A 15,831-nucleotide genomic window follows, 5' to 3' on the forward strand; every position below is an offset into this window, starting at 1 on the left:
TGAAGTACGCACTTTAATCGCACATACTGACAAATTGTATACTATCAGGTCCTGCTTGGGTTAGGCGGGGCGTCAATGCTGCTGCGATTGGATGAAGTCGACGATTCTCCTAAGCGCTTTTCAACAGCAATCCAATTAGGCGGGGAACCAGCCTGCAGGAAAGATGCAGGCGAAGAGTTCGGGCGGCAGGGTTGCAAAGGAGCTGGCGCAGGGAAGGTGAACAAGTTCCGCTTGTCCCAGCCGTCTGCTTTTCAGAGCGTAAGGGAGACGGTATAGTATTTCTCACTATGTGCTGCTAAACTGCGTACTATCATAAAAGTAGGCAAGTCCTTATACTGAAACCTGTTGCGATAATCAGATAGGTGTGAAAGCCATGGCTGATAAAGTGGGAGGATTCAATATATGGACAACGAGAGTCAGACAGAAGGATTCGATTTAAAAGATGCATCAGTTGAATTCCAAAACGAATGGTCAATGGAAGGCATGACTTTTGTTTTGTTCGGCGCCACAGGAGATTTAGCTCAACGAAAACTGTTTCCTGCGCTTTATAATTTATATCTGGATGAGAAATTACCGGAAACGATGTCGATCATAGGGTTGGGCAGAAGGAATTATTCAGATAAGGTATTTCAAGAAAAAGTGGAACAAGCACTCTATGCGTACTCCCGCAGAACCGTTCAAAGCGGATCTTTGCCGGATTTCTTAAAGAAATTCCGGTATTGCATATTCGATGCAACGGAAAAAGAAGCTTATCGCCAATTGCACGAACTTGTTGAAAAAAGAGAAAATGAACTGGACATTCCACAAAACCGGCTGTTTTATCTGTCTGTGGCACCGCGCCTGATCGATGTGATTGCTTCCGGCCTTTATACAAGCGGAATTACGCAAGGCAAAGGATGGAAACGCCTCATTGTCGAAAAACCATTTGGACGAAACTTGGAAACGGCAAGAGCATTAAATCAGAATTTGAGAAAAGTGTTCAACGAAGATGAAATCTACAGAATTGACCACTATCTTGGCAAGCCGATGGTTCAGAATCTGAGAACCCTGGTTTTAGCGAATCCGGTCTTGGGATCGCTGCTGAATCATGAAGAAATTTCAAATGTCCAAATTACGGCAAGCGAAACAGTAGGAGTGGAAAGCCGGGCTGATTATTACGATCAGGCAGGAGCTGTACGCGATATGGTCCAGAACCACCTTCTGCAATTGGTGATGATGACCGCCATTCACTTGCCGGACAGCCTCACGGGAAATAACAGCGGCATTAAAAAGACCGACATCATAGAATCTCTTCAACCGATCTTGAAGGAACATGCACACCGCACCATCGTCCGTGGGCAATACGAACCTGGAGAGATTGAAGGGGCGCCAGTTGCTGGATACAGGGAAGAGCCAGGAGTCGATGAGCTGTCGAAGAACGACACTTATTTTGCCGCACGAATCGCCATCGATCACCCGTCGTGGAAAGGAATCCCTTTTTATATACGAACAGGCAAGCGAATGAATGCAAAGTCCACACAAATCGTCATCGAGTTTGAGAACAAGGCGATGGATACAAGGGGGCTGCAGGGAACCTCGCCCAATTTGGTGATGCTTGAAATCAGTCCGAATGAAAGCATTTCGCTGCGCATAAATTTAAAAGATGCTTCTAATAATCGCTTCAATCCTGTTTGGACCAGTTTGTCCAGCAATTCAAAAGACCAGCCGGAAGCATATGAGTTGCTGCTGTATGACGCATTGCGCGGCAACTCGACATTTTTTGCTGACTGGCAAGAAGTGGAGTTGTCATGGAACTGGATTCAACCGGTATTGGAAGCGTTCAACGAAGATTTGCTGCCTTTGCATTTCTATCCCGCAGGTTCAAGGGGACCGATAGTTGCGAATGAATTATTGACGGCCGATCAATATAAGTGGTGGTAAGAAAAATCGCTGCACTGCTGGCGTTTGGCGGAATATTCAAGCAATTGGTTTGAAACCGAGAGTTATTTGTCTTATGATAAAGAGGCATCAAGGAGTGAAAGTTCACAGAGCTAAGGCAGCATCACAAATTGAGGAGGAATTTATCCATGACGAAGATCGGTATCATCACAGGAAGCACACGCCCGGGACGCAATAGCGTACAGGTTGCGGAATGGGTCAAAAGCATTGCGGACAAACGCGGGGACGCTGAATACGAAATCGTGGATCTGAAGGAATATAATCTGCCGATGTACGCAGAGCCGATTTCGGCAGCCTACAGCCAGGATTACCAGACCCCTGAAGCGATTCCGTGGTCTAAAAAAATTGCGGAGCTTGATGGTTATGTTTTCATTTGCCCCGAGTACAATCACGGTGTGACATCGGCCTTGAAAAATGCCATCGATTATCTTTACGTGGAATGGAACAACAAAGCGGCAGGCATCGTCAGCTACGGCTCGTCAGGTGGAGTACGGGCAGCCGAAGCCCTCCGTATTATCATGGCTGAACTGCAAGTGGCTACAGTCAGAGCGCATCCCGCGATGTCCCTGTTCACGGATTTCGTCAATATGAACGAATTCAAACCGGCGGATGTCCACGAAGGTTCGGTCACGACGCTGCTCGATCAGGTCAATGCCTGGACGAATGCGTTTGAACCTCTTCGGAATAAGTAAATCGATAACCTATTATAAAAGATGACAGAGAGCGATCCGGAACATGCGGATCGCTCTTTTTTGATGAATGATAGCAGGAATGCTTGAACACCGATTAGTGGAACATCCGGCAAGTTGACAAAAAGTTTTGTAAGGAGTATATTTGGTTTAATCAATATTCAAATAATCAGATATACTATAAAAGGAGAAAAGAAGGTCTTTCATATGGAAAAAAAGTCGATGTTTACTGGAAGGTACGCGGGCTATTCATTCCAAAGCTTTAAAAAAGACCTTTTATCGGGCCTTGTAGTGGGGGTAATAGCAATTCCATTAGGGATGGCTTTTGCCATCGCTTCCGGAGTGAATCCGGAATACGGGATCTACACCACCATCATTGCCGGAATTTTGATATCGCTGTTCGGTGGATCGAAATTTCAAATCGGCGGACCTACCGGAGCCTTTATCCCGGTGCTATTTGCCATCGTCATTGCCTACGGCTACGAAAGCCTGCTGCTGGCAGGCTTTATGGCCGGCATCATCCTGCTCTTCATGGGAATCTTTAAACTGGGTTCGTTGATCCAATACATCCCCCGACCAGTCACAATCGGCTTCACCTCAGGGATTGCCGTCATTATTTTCGTCGGGCAGATTGCAAACTTCCTGGGATTGACCGATGTGAAAAAGCATGAATCGTTTCTGGCAAACGCAAAAGAAATCTTCCTGCACATTGGTACGATTAACGTCAACAGCGTTATAATTGCCGCTGTTTGCCTTGCGACTATGCTGGTGACACCTAAATTTATCCCGAAAGTTCCAGGTCCTTTAATCGGTTTACTCGTTTCCACGGTAGTAGCGAGTGTTTTTTTTGCAGGTGAAATGGCTACGATCGGTTCGACTTTCGGGGAAATCTCAAACTCCCTCCCAAAATTTCAGTTTCCAGAAATCACTTTCGAACGGATTCAGCTGCTGATCGGCCCCGCTTTCGTCATTGCCATGTTGGGCGGAATCGAATCCTTACTGTCCGCTGTCGTTGCAGATGGCATGAGCGGCAGCAAACACAACAGCAACCGGGAGCTGGTAGGACAAGGAATCGCGAATATGGTCACTCCTTTATTCGGGGGAATTCCCGCTACCGGTGCCATCGCCCGGACAGCCACCAATATCAAAAATGGGGCCGTTTCTCCTTTTTCTGGTGTCATCCATGGCGTGGTTGTTCTGCTGGTTCTCTTGCTTTTTGCCCCTTATGCTTCAGTAATTCCACTCGCCAGCATGGCGCCTGTACTGATGATTGTTGCCTGGAATATGAGTGAAAGACATACATTCATCGATCTTCTGAAAATGAAAACCGCGGATTCCCTGGTTTTGGCTGCCACTTTTTTATTGACTGTTTTTGTCAGTCTGACCGTCGCTGTTCAAGTCGGGTTATTATTCGCTGTCATTTTGTTCACCAAGCAAATGAGCGAACTGTTGGTCACAGCCAAAGCGTTGCCGGACCCGAACCATAAAGACGAAAAAATGGCGACCCATATGGTGACGGATATCCACGATTGTCCGCAGATCAGCATCTATAATGTGGAAGGGCCGCTCTTTTTCGGTTCTGCCCAAGCTTTCGAACAATCCATTATGAATACGATCAACTACAAGCCCAATGTGCTGATGCTCAGAATGGGAAAAGTGCCTTATATGGATACAACCGGCGAATCCTATTTATCGAGCATCATCAAAGATTTTTCAAAACACGGAACAGTTGTGATCTCCGGCATGAAACCGCATCCCATTAGTGTAATGAAAAAAACAGGGTTGTATGGCTATACTGGAGAAGAGCATTTCTTTGAACATACCGGCGAAGCCATCGACTTTTCATTAAACAAGCTCGACAGAAACAAATGTCTGGGCTGCCAACATTTTGCCTTTAAGGAATGTACGGCTCTTTCGGCTGGATTGGAGTTCCGCAAACCGGAAACAGCAGGGGTGAAGAAAACTTGAAATAGCTATAGAAAGGAAGGGATAGAATTTGGACATGGAAATGCAGCAGTTTAAATCTGAGTTTTTTAAAGCACTGGCACACCCGCTTCGCATTCGGATTCTGGAGATTTTAGCCGAAGGGGCTAAAAGTGTCAATGAAATCCAACAACTCGCGGAAAGCGAAGGCTCGACCGTCTCGCAGCAGTTGACCGTCTTAAGGTCGAAGAACATCGTCACAGGCAGCAAAGAAGGAAACCGGGTCATTTATTCATTGCGGGATCCGATGATCATCGAATTATTGGATGTGGCGAAGAAAATTTTCAACAACCAGCTATCGGAAACCATTACCATATTGGACCGGCTCAATTACACAGATAAAGCAGAATGAAAAAAGAGAACAGAGAGGCTTTTAGTAAGCCACCGATAAAAAGGAAGTGGGGAGAGCGTGCCCATTTCCTTTTTTTATATGGAGTAAAAAGCGGAAATGTAGGTATAGATGTTTGTTCACAGAGCAAAAAAGATAATTCAGCTCAAATGATTGACTCCCCCAAATACACATGTTATGATTATCTCGAATTAAAGATATATTAATTAAGAGTAAATGAGGTGAAACGCATGAATATGCCAAATCTCAATTTGAAAGCATTGACTGTACTCGTTCGAGCCGCTGACGCTCTTCATGAATTGATCAAAAAGGACGTTGCACAATACGGTTTGAACCCGACTGAATTCTCGGTATTGGAATTGCTTTACCACCGGGGCAGACAACCGATTCAACTGATCGGCAAAAAAGTGTTGATTGCCAGCAGCAGCATCACGTACGTCATCGATAAACTGGAAACAAAACAATACGTCGTCCGGCAGGCGTGTCCGGAAGACCGGCGCGTGACATTTGCGGAATTGACCGATCGGGGCCGGCAATTGATGGATGAGATTTTTCCGAAGCACGAACAAGTGATCAATCAGGCATTTGAGGGTATGGAACAGCAGGAAATGGAAGAGATGATTGAGGCGGTCAAAAAGATCGGCTACCAATCACAGCGTGTTTAAATTTTTTTAATCCTATATCTCGAAATCGAGATAATGACAATACTTACACAACGAGGAGAGATTTATTATGAACGAATTAAAAGGAATCCACCACGTAACCGCCATCACCAGCAGTGCAGAAAAGAACTACGAATTTTTCACCTACGTCCTGGGCATGCGTCTGGTCAAGAAAACTGTGAACCAGGACGATATCCAGACCTATCATTTATTCTTTGCCGATGACAAAGGTTCGGCCGGAACGGATATGACCTTCTTTGATTTCCCGAACATCCCGAAAGGCACTCACGGCACGAATGAAATCTACAAAACGGCTTTCCGCGTACCGACCGACGAAGCATTGGCTTACTGGATTAAACGCTTTGATAAATACGACGTGAAACACAAAGGCATCCAAGAGGTATTCGGCAAGAAAACCATTTCCTTCGTCGATTTCGATGACCAGCAATACATGCTGGTGTCGGATGAGCACAATGAAGGCGTGGCATCCGGAACACCGTGGCAGAACGGCCCGGTTCCGCTGGAGTTCGCCATCACCGGACTCGGCCCGATCCATATCCGCATTGCGGAATTCGATTATTTCAAGGAAGTATTGGAAAAAGCCATGCTGATGCGCCAAGTCGCAAAAGAAGGTTCCTTCTATTTATTCGAAGTAGGCGAAGGCGGAAACGGTGCGCAGGTGATCGTCGAGCACAACAAATTGCTTCCGCAGGGGCAGCAGGGCTTCGGCACCGTCCATCATGCCGCATTCCGTGTAGCCGATACCAGCGTCTTGCAGGAATGGATCGACCGTATGCAAAATCTTGGCTTCAATACATCCGGCTATGTCGACCGTTTCTTCTTCGAGTCGCTGTATGTACGTGTAGCACAAGGCATCCTGTTCGAATGGGCTACAGACGGACCAGGCTTCATGGGCGATGAGCCTTACGAAACCTTAGGGGAAAACTTATCCTTGCCGCCATTTTTGGAACCGAAACGCGACCAGATCGAGAAACTGGTCCGTCCGATTGATACCGTACGAAGCAAGCGCACCATCGAAAAAGAATATCTGTAAAAAGGGGAAAATAAACTTGAGCATTTTCAGTAAATTATTCGGCAAACAACAAACAGAACAACAACAGGAGGAAACGACAATGGAAAAATTGAACATCGGCATCATCTTAGGATCAACAAGAGAAGGGCGCTTAAGCCCACAGGTAGGGAACTGGGTCAAAGAATTGGCAGACAAACGCGGAGACGCGAACTATACAATCATCGACATCGCTGACTATAAATTGCCGCTTTTAGGCGAAAACGGCGGAGACGCATCAGGCGCAGCAGCATGGTCTGAAGCAGTCGCGAAACAAGACGGCTTTGTCTTCATCGCACAGGAATACAACCACTCGATCACGGGATCGCTGAAGAACGCACTCGATTACCTGCGTGTGGAATGGAACAACAAAGCGGCAGGCATCGTATCCTACGGTTCAGTCGGCGGCGCACGCGCTGCAGAACACTTGCGGGGCATCTTGGGTGAATTGTCCGTAGCGGATGTACGCGTCCATCCGGCATTGTCCCTGTTCACGGATTTCGAAAACGGAGCCGAACTGAAAGCAGCGCCGGTCCAAGCAGATTCAGTAAACCAAATGCTTGATCAGGTCATCCCATGGTCAACAGCGTTGAAAACCATCCGCTAGTTTTTTTAACTATATAAGTTGAAGTAATAATGCAACATAGTCGATATTCCGCAAAACAGCTGCGAAGACATTAGCCGTAGCTTGCGAGGAGAATGTCTTTGCGACGTAGTGCGCAGCACGAAGGAGCACGGTTTTAAAAGCTACGCTATGGAGACGGGTATGGTCTTCGCTGTTTTGCTCCATATCTTTAGAGATTTCTCTCAACGCCGGCGCGGCCGCTGATTGGCGGGAGCTTTGTTCATAGTGCCAAAGCATTTTATATGCTATTTCTCTAGTTCTCTAGTTCAACTTATATAATCACAGAATGTGCAGGAATACCCGCACATTCTGTTTTTTTTCGCTACAATGGAGAAATAGAGGGAATGGAATAGATGAATAGCTTATCGTATTCTTTCACATGCTTATTCATACAAGACATCCCGCCAGCAAAGGAGCAGATAAACATGATTTCAATTGATCCGGAACAAAACAAGGAACGCGACAATTACAAGCTGTTGGTCGGTTCGATCATCCCGCGGCCCATCGCCTTCGTCACCACACAGTCAGAAGAGGGCGTCGTCAATGGCGCACCGTTCAGTTATTTCAACATCGTCTCCTCCAATCCGCCGATGGTTTCTGTATCGATTCAGCGGCCAACAGGCGAGTGGAAAGACACGGCACGCAATATTTACGGAAACGGTGAATTTGTGGTGCATATCGTGGACCGGGACAACGTCGGGAAAATCAATGAAACCGCCGCTTCTTTGCCGCCTTCGGAAAGTGAAGTGGACATGGCGGGGCTGACAAAAGTGCCGAGCACTAGAGTATCGGTGCCGGGCGTCAAGGAATCAAAAATCCGTATGGAATGCCGTTTGGTGCAGTCTGTCCCGTTTGGCGGCGACGGTCCGGGCAGTGATTTGTTCATCGGTGAAATCGTCCAGTTCCATGTGGACGAAGCCATTTATGAAAATGGCCGCATCGATCCAAGAGGACTGGATGCCGTCAGCCGTTTAGCCGGATCCAGTTATGCAGCGATGGGTGAAATTTTTTCATTGGATCGGCCGAAATAGAAAACGGGGTGAAACAGATGAGTCTGGCAAGTTACATCGGCTGCAACATCGAAATACCCGAAACAGATGAAGATTCGGAGGATCTCATCCACATCGGCAATTGCTTTTCGGAAATATACAATCGGGAGGCTGTAAAAAAACATCAATTTTCGACTCCATTTATATACGAGGTTTCCACCGATTGGGGAATCGAGATTTCTGCAGGTATTTCCCGGGAAACGTCTATGGAGTCTAAAGTGAAACTGATGCGGTTGTGTGAAATTATGGAGAACCATCTCAGTGAAGGGGATTTCTTTGAACTTTACAGCTGCTGGATTGGGGAAGAGGACGACGACCGCGCTGGGGAAATTACCTTGCAGCTGGGTGGTTTTGATGTGGAACAACTTGAAATGCCCGAAAAGACACTAGTGCGGTTCGTAAAATAATTCCCATTTCACAGCAACGACAAGAAAATCGGTTTGGGTTCGAAAAACAGGTGTTGATTAAAGAAGAGTTGAATAATAAAAGCAGTTGATTTCTCAACTGCTTTTTTCGTTTAAATTGATCTGACAGAATGCAATCCATTCACAAGCAGGCCCCTAAATTGTTCGGCTGTCAGCGGCCGGCTGTAGTAATACCCCTGGATTTCGTCACAGCCCAGTTTCTTCAGCAACGCCACTTGTTCTTCGGTTTCCACCCCTTCGGCTACGACTGACATGTCCAAGCTGTGGGCAAGGAAAATCATGGCTTCGACAAGTGCCCTATCGTAAGGGTTGGAAGCCATATCCTGGACGAACGGCTGGGCAATTTTCAAGTGATTCAGCGGGAACCGCTTCAAGTAATTGAGCGACGAGTAGCCAGTGCCGAAATCATCGATGGCAATGCGGACACCCAATCTTCTCAATTTCTGCATTCGGGAAATAGCTTTTTCCGCATCGTCGACAGCGACGCCTTCCGTAATCTCCAATTCCAGTGAAGACGCCGGAAAGCCGGTTTTTTCAAGTGTCTGGCGGATCATGCTCATCAACTCATCGTCAAGAAATTGCAGGGGCGATAAATTCACGGCCAGTTTCAGTTGGGAGTAACCTGAGTCATGCCATAGTTTGGCTTGCTTACAGGCTGTAGAAAGCATCCATTCGCCCATGGGAAGAATCAGGCGGGTTTCTTCCGCGAGTGGAATGAATTCTCCAGGAGAAATGGTTTTGCCCGCTGGAGTCTGCCAGCGGATCAAGGCTTCCATGCCGATGATATCACCTGTTGCGGCTTGGATCTGCGGCTGGTAATGCAGGATGAACTCTTCTTTCGCGATAGCCCGGCGCAGCTCATTTTCGAGTGCAATTTTTCGGGAAGCGATAAAGGCCATGTCATCCGAAAAGAACTGAAAATTGTTTTTGCCTTTTTCCTTGGCGTTATACATCGCATTGTCTGCATTTTTCAACAGTTCATCCGGCGTTTCGCCGTCTTCCGGATAAACGGCAATGCCGATGCTCATGGAGACATGCAATTCCTGTCCCTGGATGGTCAGGGGTTTTTCAAGAGCTGACTGCAGCCTTCGGATCAAAGGCACCATATCTTGCTGGGAATGGAAATTATTCAAAATCAATGTGAATTCGTCGCCGCCCTGCCGGGAAATGGTATCGTTGGAACGCAGGTTTTCCTGCAGTTTTTGGGCGAATTCCTGCAGCAGCAAATCACCGAATTCATGGCCGAATGTATCATTGACGTTCTTAAAGCGGTCCAAATCAATGAACACTACAGCGAGTTTCTGGGAAGTCTGACTGGCAGCCGTCAAGGCGCTTTCCAGCTTCTCGAGATAGAGCCTTCTGTTCGGCAGGCCGCTCAATGCGTCATGGTAAGCCATGTGTTTCATTTGGTCGACGGCTTTTTCCAGCAGATCATTTTTGGAAGTGACTTCCTCTGTGCGTTGCTCCACTTTGTGCTCGAGAACAGAGGTCAGTTGATGGTAGCTGGCCAGTAATTTTCGGTTATCCCGCAAAGTGAAGATTTGTCTAGTGATAATGAGAATGACTGAAACGCCAGCTCCTGCGATTAAGCCGTTCATGTCTCCTTTTTGTTCAAAAATCATGATGATAAACAGCAGAACAAGGCTGAAATAAGGGAGCAGCAAGCGCAGGGAAATCTGTCCTTCGTCGATCCGTTCGGCAACTTTTTGGGGCGGTGCTTCTGTATGTTCCAGTGCATACAAACCGGCGAGAGCCATCAACAGCAGGCCGAGAGACCATAATGGATCGTAAATACTGCCGGAACTATACCCGCCGTTAGCAGTTGAAAAGAGATAAGCGGTATCTGCCAGAACTTGAACGATTAAGCTCGCTGCAATCAAGCACAGTACCCGGCGCGGAAAAAAGTAAGCAGAACCGATGTAGAAACTGACGGCACCAAACAATAAGAGCAAATCTCCAATCGGATAACTGATGGATACAGCGAAAAGAATGGGAGATACAGAAACTTCTTCTATTAAAGGTTGGATCAGAAAATGCCAGCTTAAGGCTGTGGATACGGCGATAATAATGGCCATATCGAAAAGAAATTTAATCTGATAGGAGTTTTCCTTCCTTTGTCCAAGCTGGTAAGCGAAAGCTGCTATGTAAAAAAAGATTTGAAGGAAGAAAAACAGGTCAGCCCATCCGGGATAGCTGACTTCCACATGTGCAATATTACGGCTATAGAACCAAATGCCTTCGGCGACTGAAAAGCTGTAACATCCGAGTGACGTCAATAACCAAAAATAGCGGTCCTTGCTGGAAGATTTCAAAAAGACCATGAATAAGACCGTTCCGGCAATTACAGGAACCAAGGGGATCAGCCAGGACATAAGGCTGATTCCCGACAGAGGCATAATGCTGCTGTCCGAACCAAGTAAAGTCCAAGCATAGTAAAATAAGATATAAATGAAACTGCAATAGATGAACAGCTTCTGGATTTTGGAAAGAGCGATAGTTTTCACCTCATTAGGTCTGAAAAGAATAGAATGCCGAATTCTGAATTTATTAATATTTCCTCTAGTATAGACAAGTTCCTCCTATAAAGGAACAGTGTGTTTACAGATAATAACAATTTCTGGAGAGTGGAAAGGAAATCTTGAAAGAAAAACCGACTTGGCAATGAAACAGTAAGTTTGTAACTGTACCCGAAAAACGGGATACTAGGTCTATATGCAGAAAATGCAGCGGGCCTGGGTTTTCAGCAGCCGGAAAAAGCGCGAAATTCCCGAAGCTTGCAAAAGGAGGATATTCAATGTCGATTTATTCATTCCAGACAACATTATCGAACGGGGAAGAAATGCCACTTGAGACTTTTAAAGGGGACGTTCTTTTGATCGTCAATACCGCCAGCAAATGCGGATTGACTCCCCAATACGAAGAATTGGAAGAGCTGTACAAAACCCATAAGGAAAAAGGATTGCAGATTGTCGGTTTCCCGTGTGACCAGTTCGGCGGTCAGGAGCCGGGAACGGATGAGGAAATTTCGGAATTCTGCTCCGTCAACTATGGCGTCAGTTTCCCTCTTTCCCAAAAAATCGAAGTGAATGGCGAAAGCGCCCACCCGATTTACGAGTACTTGCGCAGCAAAGCGCCAGGGGATGCAGAATTCGATGAAGCCGGCGCCTTGCAGAAAGAAGACCGCGACATGCTGGAAAGTTCCGACATCCAGTGGAACTTCACCAAATTCCTGGTCGACCGTAAAGGAAATGTCGTCCACCGTTTTGCACCAACTGTGAAGCCGAAAGCGATGGAACAGGTCATTGAACAATTATTGGAAGAATCTCAATAAAAGACATAGCAAGATGAACAGAAAAGCACAGCCGAAACGGGTTTAAATCCCGCCTTGGCTGTGCTTTTTGATTTGTTTCAGCTTCATTTAAAGAATGGCATACAATAGGGAAATGACGGCATAGGAAATCAGCCAGATCAGCAAGGCGAATGTGAAATTCATCTTAAAGGCGATATAGATGGATGACTTTCTGCTGATGGCGGCGAGCAACAGATTCAACCCTGAAAACGGTGAGGTCATAATGGCCAGCATCCAGCTGGCGAACAAGCCGACGCCCAAATACAGATGGTCTTCCGCAAATAGCGGGGAGTTGCTCAAGGTGATGGCCAGGATGGTTGCGGTAATGATGGGATGGATGCCGATCCAGGACGGGATGGACATCAGCACTGCCATGACCGGGAGCAGCAGCAGGACATGGGTGATGTTCAAGCTCTCGAGAAGGTAACGGATCCAATCATCGGCTCCGTTGTTCAGAAGCGCGGTGCCGAATGCGCCAGCCATAATGAAAATCGATAATTCATTGCCCATTGAAGCGATTTTTCCGCTCGCATAGCCTTGCAGGTTTTCAATTAGCTCCCGCGGTGTGCCCAACAACAATGACCATACGAAAGAGACCGCAATCGCCGCTAAAGGAACAATCGTCAATACTGACAACTCAGTCAGATTTTCGATGACGAGAATCATCGCAGTGACGGCCAGCAGGATTAACGCGAGTTCAAACACTTTGCGTTTCGCAAGCTTCAATGGGACCGTACTCTTTATCGAAGAGGCTTCAGGGATGGGCCGGCTTTTTCTTCGTTCATTCCAAAATCCGAGAGCCATCATGATTACGGTGATGGCAAGGCCAATCGGGAAAAGCTGCAGCCAGCTGACCTCGAAATAGGAAAGCACCAATGCCATGGAAATGAAATAGGGCGACCACATGAATGCCATGACGAATCCTCTGCTCAATGCTTTCAGACGGACTTCATCAAACGGCTTGAAAGAAGGCGTGTCGGTCAGGTCGTAGAGGATCGGCAAGGTTCCGACATTCATGACGGCTCCGATGCTGCCGGCAGCGACGGTCGAGAACAGGTAAAGTTGATGTGTTTTTTTGATGTAGTGAGCAAAAATGACTTCTATGTATTTCAGGTACTGGCCTTGCTGAATCGGAACGGACAGCAACGGGACGAAAATGAAAATCGCCAGCAAGTTGATGTTGGTCTGAAGCGCCATGAAAAATTCCCGGATGCCTGCTGAGGTTGGTTCCAACAATAATCCGACAGCAAACAGCACCGAAATCAGGATTTTAGGCATCCGCGGCAGTGTCGGGAAATAGGAAACGAGTACGGCCAGCGCAAACAGGCTGATCAAAAAAGGTGCATAAGGGATAGGGATGAAGAATGACAGCAAGTAGATGCCTCCCATAAGCAAGGTGGTGAGAGGACGGATAGCCGGTTTCATAGAGAGGACTCCTTTGCAAGACACTGCAGTCTGGTTTTACTCAGTTTGACAGAAAAATTCCAGGGCGTCTTGGGAAATGCATCGATGATTAAAGGAACACTAAATTATTAGAAAAGACCAGCTCGGTTGGTATATGCTTGTAAATCATGTCATCAAATAAACCGCCTTAATCAAGTAAAGGCGGTTTGTCTGTCTATTGCGTAAATTAGAAGTGAAGAAGGTAAATGTTATTCTCTCCAAACCACCGTCTTCTGTTCCTTCTCATTCACACTCAGCTGAAAAACATCCGGACGTGAATAATGGCCGGAGACGTCAAAGTCGAACTGGCTTTCAGCGATTTGGTCCAGGTCGAGTTCGGCATAGAGGATCGTTTCTTCTCCGTACACCGGCTCTACGATCAATTCTCCCAACGGTCCGGCGATACAACTGCCGCCTCGGGACATTTCCTCAGGCAAATCTTTGAATTCATCCCGGGATGAGATTTCTTCAGGATACATGGATTTTGTCGAGTACTGGTTGCAGGACAGCACGAAGCAGCGGCCTTCTGCAGCCACATGGCGAACGGTGGCTGTCCATGTGTCGCGCGCATCGGCAGTGGGCATGACGTAAATCTGGATGCCTTTTTCGTACATGGCGGCACGCGCCAGAGGCATGTAATTCTCCCAGCAGATCAAGGCGCCGAGGCGTCCGTACGGTGTATCAAAGACCGGCAACGTGCTGCCGTCTCCCTGGCCCCAAATCAAGCGTTCGGACCCCGTCGGTTTCAGTTTGCGGTGCTTGCCGAGCAGTTCGCCATCGGGGCCGAAAAACAGGGCTGTGCAATACAAAGTACCCTGGCTGCCGGCTGTATCTTTTTCGATGACGCCGATGACAACATAGGCATCTGCTTGCTTCGCCGCTTTGCCGATTGTTTCTGTTTCAGGGCCTGGTACGGTGATGGAATTATCCCAATAGCGCCGGAAATCTTTACGGCCTTCCGGGGAACGGCTGCCGACGACGGCGCCAAACGACATGCCGCGCGGATAGGCGGGAATGAACGCTTCAGGGAAAACAATGATCTTTGCGCCTTGCGCTCCAGCTTCTTCGATTAACCGAACCGTCTTCAACACGCCTTTTTCCTTGTCCATGATTTCAGAGCCGGCTTGGACGACGGCTACTTTGAATTTCTTGTCTTTTTCCATCGATCTCATCCTTTCGTAACTTATTCCATTCTATCATTGTTATAATATTCATATAACTAAGTGAATAATTTTATTCAATGAAGGAGAATCCATATGAAACCAAAAGTTTATCTTGCACGGCCAGTCTCAAAAGAAGTGGAAGCATATATAGGCGAGCATTGCGATTACCGAAAGTGGGAAGGAAAAGGAAAGATCCCGCAGGACGTCCTGATGGAAGAGCTAAAGGACGCGGAAGGGGTGCTCGTGCAAAATGCCTCCGTGACGAATGAATTGCTGGAGCAGGCGCCGAAGTTAAAAGTCATCAGCAATTCAGCGGTCGGCTACGATTCTTTCGACTTGGAAGCGATGAAACAGCATGGGGTACTCGGCACGCATACGCCATTCGTGCTGGATGAAACAGTGGCGGATCTGGCTTTCAGCCTGGTGCTTGCCACAGCAAGGCGGGTGCCGGAGCTGAACAACTTCGTCAAACAAGGAAAATGGGGAAAGCAAAAAGATTCCCGGCAATTCTTCGGTACCGACGTGCATCACGCAACGATGGGCATTGTCGGCATGGGCCGTATCGGGGAAAAGATTGTCAGACGGGCGAGGCTCGGTTTTGAAATGGAAGTCCTCTACAACAGCCGGACTCCGAAACCTGAACTCGAAGAGAAGTATGGCATCGCCTACAGCGATCTGGAAAACCTCTTGGAAAAATCCGATTTTGTCGTTTTGATTGTGCCACTGACACCTGAAACGCATCATTTGATGGGAGAGGAGCAGTTTAAAGCGATGAAAGACAGCGCGATTTTGATCAATTGCGCCAGAGGGGCAGTGGTGGATGAAAAAGCCTTGATCGAAGCTTTGGAAAAAGGAGAGATTTCCGGAGCGGGACTCGACGTTTTTGAGCAGGAACCGGTCTCGCCGGACAATCCGCTCCTGCAGATGGATCAGGTCGTCGTCCTCCCGCATATCGGTTCGGCCACAGAACAGACCCGCGCTGCTATGTTGATGAAGGCGGCGGAGAATTTGGTTGCGGGCGTGACAACCGGAGTTCCGGAGAATGTCGTGAAGGAATTACAGGGGCTGTTGGAAACGGAATCTTAAC

General features: G+C 47.4%; 15 protein-coding genes. 12 read left to right on the forward strand and 3 right to left on the reverse strand.

What is annotated here, in order from left to right; all coding sequences use genetic code 11:
- The first annotated feature begins 75 nt into the window (after positions 1 to 75).
- The 10 genes from H9630_RS06880 to H9630_RS06925 all read left to right on the forward strand — a co-directional run bounded on the left by H9630_RS06880 (position 76) and on the right by H9630_RS06925 (position 8,771).
- Positions 76 to 276, forward strand: a complete 201-nt coding sequence (locus H9630_RS06880; RefSeq protein WP_191714763.1) for a hypothetical protein — start codon at positions 76 to 78, stop codon at positions 274 to 276.
- A 126-nt stretch (positions 277 to 402) separates the two neighbouring features.
- On the forward strand, positions 403 to 1,920 hold the full coding sequence (gene zwf, locus H9630_RS06885) for a glucose-6-phosphate dehydrogenase (RefSeq protein WP_318247986.1): 1,518 nt from the start codon (positions 403 to 405) through the stop codon (positions 1,918 to 1,920).
- Between the two features lie 146 nt (positions 1,921 to 2,066).
- Positions 2,067 to 2,630: an NADPH-dependent FMN reductase gene (locus H9630_RS06890; RefSeq protein ID WP_191714764.1), complete on the forward strand. Its 564-nt coding sequence runs from the start codon at positions 2,067 to 2,069 to the stop codon at positions 2,628 to 2,630.
- A gap of 204 nt (positions 2,631 to 2,834) precedes the next feature.
- On the forward strand, positions 2,835 to 4,595 hold the full coding sequence (locus H9630_RS06895) for a SulP family inorganic anion transporter (protein WP_191714765.1): 1,761 nt from the start codon (positions 2,835 to 2,837) through the stop codon (positions 4,593 to 4,595).
- 28 nt (positions 4,596 to 4,623) lie between these two features.
- A complete protein-coding gene (locus tag H9630_RS06900; RefSeq protein WP_191714766.1) occupies positions 4,624 to 4,962 on the forward strand; it encodes an ArsR/SmtB family transcription factor in 339 nt (112 codons plus the stop codon).
- Positions 4,963 to 5,189: 227 nt separating this feature from the next.
- Positions 5,190 to 5,624: a MarR family winged helix-turn-helix transcriptional regulator gene (locus H9630_RS06905; RefSeq protein ID WP_191714767.1), complete on the forward strand. Its 435-nt coding sequence runs from the start codon at positions 5,190 to 5,192 to the stop codon at positions 5,622 to 5,624.
- Between the two features lie 67 nt (positions 5,625 to 5,691).
- Positions 5,692 to 6,675, forward strand: coding sequence for a ring-cleaving dioxygenase (locus tag H9630_RS06910; protein ID WP_191714768.1), 984 nt, complete (start codon positions 5,692 to 5,694; stop codon positions 6,673 to 6,675).
- Between the two features lie 79 nt (positions 6,676 to 6,754).
- Positions 6,755 to 7,297 carry an NADPH-dependent FMN reductase gene (locus tag H9630_RS06915; RefSeq protein ID WP_191715081.1) on the forward strand — a complete coding sequence of 181 codons (543 nt, stop codon included), beginning with the start codon at positions 6,755 to 6,757 and terminating at the stop codon, positions 7,295 to 7,297.
- Positions 7,298 to 7,740: 443 nt separating this feature from the next.
- Positions 7,741 to 8,346, forward strand: a complete 606-nt coding sequence (locus tag H9630_RS06920) for a flavin reductase family protein (protein ID WP_191714769.1) — start codon at positions 7,741 to 7,743, stop codon at positions 8,344 to 8,346.
- A gap of 17 nt (positions 8,347 to 8,363) precedes the next feature.
- Positions 8,364 to 8,771: a hypothetical protein gene (locus H9630_RS06925; RefSeq protein WP_191714770.1), complete on the forward strand. Its 408-nt coding sequence runs from the start codon at positions 8,364 to 8,366 to the stop codon at positions 8,769 to 8,771.
- 110 nt (positions 8,772 to 8,881) lie between these two features.
- Here the strand turns inward: H9630_RS06925 and H9630_RS06930 are convergent, their stop codons facing one another.
- A complete protein-coding gene (locus H9630_RS06930) occupies positions 8,882 to 11,161 on the reverse strand; it encodes a putative bifunctional diguanylate cyclase/phosphodiesterase (protein ID WP_225218422.1) in 2,280 nt (759 codons plus the stop codon).
- A 422-nt stretch (positions 11,162 to 11,583) separates the two neighbouring features.
- On the opposite strand from H9630_RS06930, the gene H9630_RS06935 reads away from it, so the two are divergent.
- Positions 11,584 to 12,120: a glutathione peroxidase gene (locus H9630_RS06935; protein ID WP_191714772.1), complete on the forward strand. Its 537-nt coding sequence runs from the start codon at positions 11,584 to 11,586 to the stop codon at positions 12,118 to 12,120.
- A gap of 87 nt (positions 12,121 to 12,207) precedes the next feature.
- Here the strand turns inward: H9630_RS06935 and H9630_RS06940 are convergent, their stop codons facing one another.
- On the reverse strand, positions 12,208 to 13,563 hold the full coding sequence (locus H9630_RS06940; RefSeq protein WP_191714773.1) for a hypothetical protein: 1,356 nt from the start codon (positions 13,561 to 13,563) through the stop codon (positions 12,208 to 12,210).
- 227 nt (positions 13,564 to 13,790) lie between these two features.
- A complete protein-coding gene (locus H9630_RS06945; RefSeq protein ID WP_191714774.1) occupies positions 13,791 to 14,744 on the reverse strand; it encodes a carbon-nitrogen hydrolase family protein in 954 nt (317 codons plus the stop codon).
- Between the two features lie 93 nt (positions 14,745 to 14,837).
- Here H9630_RS06945 and H9630_RS06950 point away from each other — a divergent pair, with 93 nt between their 5' ends.
- Positions 14,838 to 15,830 carry a 2-hydroxyacid dehydrogenase gene (locus H9630_RS06950; protein ID WP_191714775.1) on the forward strand — a complete coding sequence of 331 codons (993 nt, stop codon included), beginning with the start codon at positions 14,838 to 14,840 and terminating at the stop codon, positions 15,828 to 15,830.
- The last annotated feature ends 1 nt before the right edge of the window (position 15,831 follow it).

The organism is Planococcus wigleyi (assembly GCF_014836985.1).
Classification (GTDB): domain Bacteria; phylum Bacillota; class Bacilli; order Bacillales_A; family Planococcaceae; genus Planococcus; species Planococcus notacanthi.

What these genes read in the sequence shown, in the direction of transcription:
- H9630_RS06880 (WP_191714763.1), top strand. Translation starts at nt 76, where the DNA reads ATGCTGCTGCGATTGGATGAAGTCGACGATTCTCCTAAGCGCTTTTCA.
- zwf (WP_318247986.1), top strand. Translation starts at nt 403, where the DNA reads ATGGACAACGAGAGTCAGACAGAAGGATTCGATTTAAAAGATGCATCA.
- H9630_RS06890 (WP_191714764.1), top strand. Translation starts at nt 2,067, where the DNA reads ATGACGAAGATCGGTATCATCACAGGAAGCACACGCCCGGGACGCAAT.
- H9630_RS06895 (WP_191714765.1), top strand. Translation starts at nt 2,835, where the DNA reads ATGGAAAAAAAGTCGATGTTTACTGGAAGGTACGCGGGCTATTCATTC.
- H9630_RS06905 (WP_191714767.1), top strand. Translation starts at nt 5,190, where the DNA reads ATGAATATGCCAAATCTCAATTTGAAAGCATTGACTGTACTCGTTCGA.
- H9630_RS06910 (WP_191714768.1), top strand. Translation starts at nt 5,692, where the DNA reads ATGAACGAATTAAAAGGAATCCACCACGTAACCGCCATCACCAGCAGT.
- H9630_RS06915 (WP_191715081.1), top strand. Translation starts at nt 6,755, where the DNA reads ATGGAAAAATTGAACATCGGCATCATCTTAGGATCAACAAGAGAAGGG.
- H9630_RS06920 (WP_191714769.1), top strand. Translation starts at nt 7,741, where the DNA reads ATGATTTCAATTGATCCGGAACAAAACAAGGAACGCGACAATTACAAG.
- H9630_RS06925 (WP_191714770.1), top strand. Translation starts at nt 8,364, where the DNA reads ATGAGTCTGGCAAGTTACATCGGCTGCAACATCGAAATACCCGAAACA.
- H9630_RS06930 (WP_225218422.1), bottom strand. Translation starts at nt 11,161, where the DNA reads ATGTCCTGGCTGATCCCCTTGGTTCCTGTAATTGCCGGAACGGTCTTA.
- H9630_RS06935 (WP_191714772.1), top strand. Translation starts at nt 11,584, where the DNA reads ATGTCGATTTATTCATTCCAGACAACATTATCGAACGGGGAAGAAATG.
- H9630_RS06940 (WP_191714773.1), bottom strand. Translation starts at nt 13,563, where the DNA reads ATGAAACCGGCTATCCGTCCTCTCACCACCTTGCTTATGGGAGGCATC.
- H9630_RS06945 (WP_191714774.1), bottom strand. Translation starts at nt 14,744, where the DNA reads ATGGAAAAAGACAAGAAATTCAAAGTAGCCGTCGTCCAAGCCGGCTCT.
- H9630_RS06950 (WP_191714775.1), top strand. Translation starts at nt 14,838, where the DNA reads ATGAAACCAAAAGTTTATCTTGCACGGCCAGTCTCAAAAGAAGTGGAA.